At 76.5% G+C, this 3428-nt stretch carries 3 protein-coding genes; 1 reads left to right on the forward strand and 2 read right to left on the reverse strand.

The features are described 5' to 3' along the window. Positions 1–83 precede the first annotated feature (83 nt). Complete coding sequence (locus tag LCD35_RS19440; RefSeq protein ID WP_224966898.1) at positions 84–1064, reverse strand: LysR family transcriptional regulator; 981 nt, start codon at positions 1062–1064, stop codon at positions 84–86. Between the two features lie 72 nt (positions 1065–1136). On the opposite strand from LCD35_RS19440, the gene LCD35_RS19445 reads away from it, so the two are divergent. Next, entirely contained in the window at positions 1137–2531 is a 1395-nt protein-coding gene (locus LCD35_RS19445) for an MFS transporter (RefSeq protein WP_224958700.1), read from the forward strand. Here LCD35_RS19445 and LCD35_RS19450 read toward each other — a convergent pair. Beyond that, the gene (locus LCD35_RS19450; protein ID WP_224958701.1) at positions 2425–2910 is read right to left on the reverse strand and encodes an NUDIX hydrolase; all 486 of its coding nucleotides are present in this window, start codon (positions 2908–2910) and stop codon (positions 2425–2427) included. The genes LCD35_RS19445 and LCD35_RS19450 overlap by 107 nt on opposite strands. Between the last annotated feature and the right edge of the window lie 518 nt (positions 2911–3428).

Consider the following 3428-nt stretch of genomic DNA (forward strand, 5'->3'; position numbering starts at 1 on the left):
CCCCCCCGCCCCCCCCCCCGGCGCGGGCCCCCCCCCCCGGGGGCGCGCCCCCCCCCCCCGCGCGGCCCGCCCCACGGGCCCGTTCACTCCGAAGCCGAGGGGGCGGGCAGGTCGTGGTCGCGGTCCGGGCCGCTGCGCCGGCCGTCGCGACCGGGCGCCGCCAGCACCGCCGCCACCCGGTCGGAGATCGCCGCCAGCGCGGCCGCCGTGATCGGCTGGTCGCGGACGCCGCGCCGGGTGGCGGCGAGGATGCGCCGGGCCGGGGCCGGTTCGCCGCGCAGCGGAATCCGCACCACCGGCCAGTCGTCGTGCAACCGCGCCAGCCGCGGCACCAGGATGATGCCGAAGCCGTGCGCGACCAGCGCCGTCCCGGTGTCCCACTCGTCGGCGTGGTGCGCGATGTTCGGGCTGAACCCGGCCGCCATGCACGCGGCGCGCATCAGGTCGTGGTAGGTGCCGCCGGGGTGCCCGATGATCCACTGCTCGTCGGCGGCTTCGGTGAGCGTCGCGGACTTCCGCCCGGCGAGCCGGTGATCGCTCGGCACCACCAGGTCCAGCGGGTCGTCCAGCAGCGGGTGCTGCTCGAAGCGCGCGTCCCCCAGCGGCGGGGTGTCCGCGGTGTTGATGACCAGAGCGACGTCCGCGTCCCCCGCCAGCAGCAGGTCGAAGCAGCGGTCCGGTTCGGCCTCGACCAGCCGCACGCGCACCCGCGGGAAGCGCTCCCGGAGCATCGCGGCGGCGGCGGGCAGCAGGTGGGTCGCGGCGGTGGAGAACCCGCACAGGGTGAACGGGCCCGCCGGTTCTCCGGCCAGCGCGGCGAGTTCGGCGCGGGCGTGCTCGGCCTGCACCTGCAGCAGTTCCGCGTGGTGCAGCACGGTCCGGGCCGCGGGGGTGAGCCGGATGCCGCGGCCGGACTGGGCGAGCAGCTCGACGCCGAGCTCCTCGGCGAGCTGGCGCAGCTGGTAGGAGACCGTCGACGGGGTGTAGTGCAGCGCCGCTGCGGCGGCGGTGACGGTGCCGTGGTGCGCGACCAGCTGCAGCACCGTCAGCTTGGGATCGATCATGCGAATATTTTGCACGGTTCACCGCGAGAACGTTTGATTCACTTCGCCGGCATCGGGCGGCAACCTGTGGACGTGCTGCCCTTGAAGCCCTCGCCTCCTCCTGCGCTCCAGACCGGCTCGGGGAAGGAGTTCGTCGACCGGGTGCGCGCGGTGCGCACCGGGACCTACCTGCTGGTGGTGCTCACCGCGGGCGCGTACCTGCCGAGCCCGCTCTACCCGGGCTACCAGGGGTCGTTCGGCATCAGCGACCTCGGCATGACGCTGATCTACGCGGTGTTCGCGCTGGTCAGTGCGCCGGCGCTGCTGCTGTTCGGTCCTGCGTCGGATGCGCTGGGGACGCGCGTGGTGCTGCGGACGGCGGTGCTGCTGGCCGCTGCCGGGTCGGTGTGCTTCGCGTTCGCCGCGGGCACCGGCTGGCTGCTGGCCGGTCGGGCCGCGCAGGGGCTCGCGCTGGGCGCGGTGACCCCGGCGGCGACCGCGTTGATCTGCGACGACCCGCGCTCGGCGAGCAGGCGGCGCGCCGCGGTGCTGGCGGGCACGGCGTTCCTGCTCGGCACCGCGGCCGGTCCGGTCGCCGCGGGTGCGCTGGCCCAGCACCTGCCGCTGCCGCAAGTCCTGCCGTACCTGCTGCACCTGGTGCTGCTGGGCGTCGGATGGCGCCGCCTGTCCCGGCTGCCCGCGCCCGCCGCACCGCTGCGGCGGTGGCGGCCGGAACGCCCGCGGATCCCGCGCGGGACGCGCTGGTCGTTCACCGCGGCCGCGGGCACCGGGTTCCTGGCCTGGACGGTGGCCGGGCTGTTCCTGGCGATCGTCCCGGCGCTGCTGGAACGCACGGCGCGGGCCGACCTGACCACCACCGGCTGCGTGCTCGGGGCGGTGCTGGTCTGCTCCGCGCTGACGCAACCGTTCGTCATCGGACTCGGCCCTCGGCGCGCGCAGCTCGGCGGGCTCGGCGGATTGCTGGCGAGCCTGGTGCTGCTGGCGGCGTCGGCGGGCGCCTCGCTGCCGGTGGTGCTGGCGGCGGCGGTCGTCGCGGGAGCCGGGCACGGGCTGGCCTACGGCGGGGCGACGGCCGCCGTCGAGGAGGTCGTGTCGCGGCGGGAGCGCGGGGCGATCACCGGGGCGCTGTACCTCGCGTGCTACCTCGGCGCCGGGTTCCCCGCCGTGCTCGTCGGCCTGGTGGCGCTGGAGCGCCCGCTGGGGACCGCGACGTCCTGGGTGGCGATCGCGGCGGGAGCGCTGGTCCCGGTGGTGGCGGTCGCGGTGGCGGTGGCCGGGCGGCCGACGCCGCCGGTCGAGGCGCCGCGGCCGGGTCCGCACCGGGCCGAGCACCGGCTGGACCGCGCGGGACGCCCGCGGGTCAGAGGTAACCGCTGTCCGGCAGGCCCTGGTGCGGGAGGCCGAGCACGGCGATCGCGGCGTTCGCCGCGGCCGCGGCCTGCTGGTGGCCCGTCTCGCCCCAGTTGAGCAGGTCGCCCGCCTTGCCCGGGTGCACCAGCAACCGCAGGTAGGTGCGCCCGTTGTCCGGGTCCGGTTCCGGCGGGTGCACCCGGCTGATCTCGGCGACCATCCGCACCTGCGCGTACGGCGAGTGCCCGTCGTCGACGCACTGGTAGCCGAGGTAGTGCGGCTCGGCGATGTCGAGCGTGACCTCCTCGTAGGTCTCGCGCCGCAGGATGTCCACGTAGGCGGACTCGCCGGGCTCCGGTCGCCCGCCGGGCAACGAGTGCTTCGCGCCGTCCACCCTGATCAGCACGCGCCCGTCCGGGGCGAACAGGAACCCGTAGACCTGGCGGACCGGTAGGCCTCCGGGCACGGCGCGGGTGTGCCAGGTGAACTTGGCCATGGCTGGATCCCCTTCCTGCCCCGGCGTCGGGCGCCGCGCGGTCGAACCGATCACGTTACCGCGCGGCGCTCGCGGAGTCCCGCTCCGCCGCGCGGAGATCCGCATGGGCGCCCGATCCGGTTACGATCATCCACTGTGGACGATGCCCGGCTGGTGGAACGGTGGCCGCGTTCCGTTGACACCGTTCAGCCGATGCGGTCACGATGATCCCGTGCTCATCGCGACCAGCCTGACCCGCCGCCGCCACGTGGACTTCGTCCGCGTAGGTGCGCAGGGTTGTCGTCGCTGACCTGATGTCCTCGCCGCGACTCCGGCGGCATCAGTACTCCTCCCGGTGATCGACCCGGTCGCGCCCACCGCGCACCCGGTTCGCGCCGCACCGCGGCCACCGGCACCTTCCCCCGCACCCGGGGGGGGGGGGGGGGGCGGGGCGGGGGCGGGGGGGGGGCCGCGCCGCCGCGGCCCGCGCGGGGCCGGCGCCGCGGCCCCCCCCCCCCCCCCCCGCGGCGGCGGGGGGG

The sequence above is a fragment of the Saccharopolyspora sp. 6V genome (assembly GCF_020176785.1).
GTDB lineage: Bacteria > Actinomycetota > Actinomycetes > Mycobacteriales > Pseudonocardiaceae > Saccharopolyspora_C > Saccharopolyspora_C gregorii.

Coding starts and splice junctions, on each gene's coding strand:
- LCD35_RS19440 (WP_224966898.1), bottom strand. CDS start 1,064: ATGATCGATCCCAAGCTGACGGTGCTGCAGCTGGTCGCGCACCACGGC.
- LCD35_RS19450 (WP_224958701.1), bottom strand. CDS start 2,910: ATGGCCAAGTTCACCTGGCACACCCGCGCCGTGCCCGGAGGCCTACCG.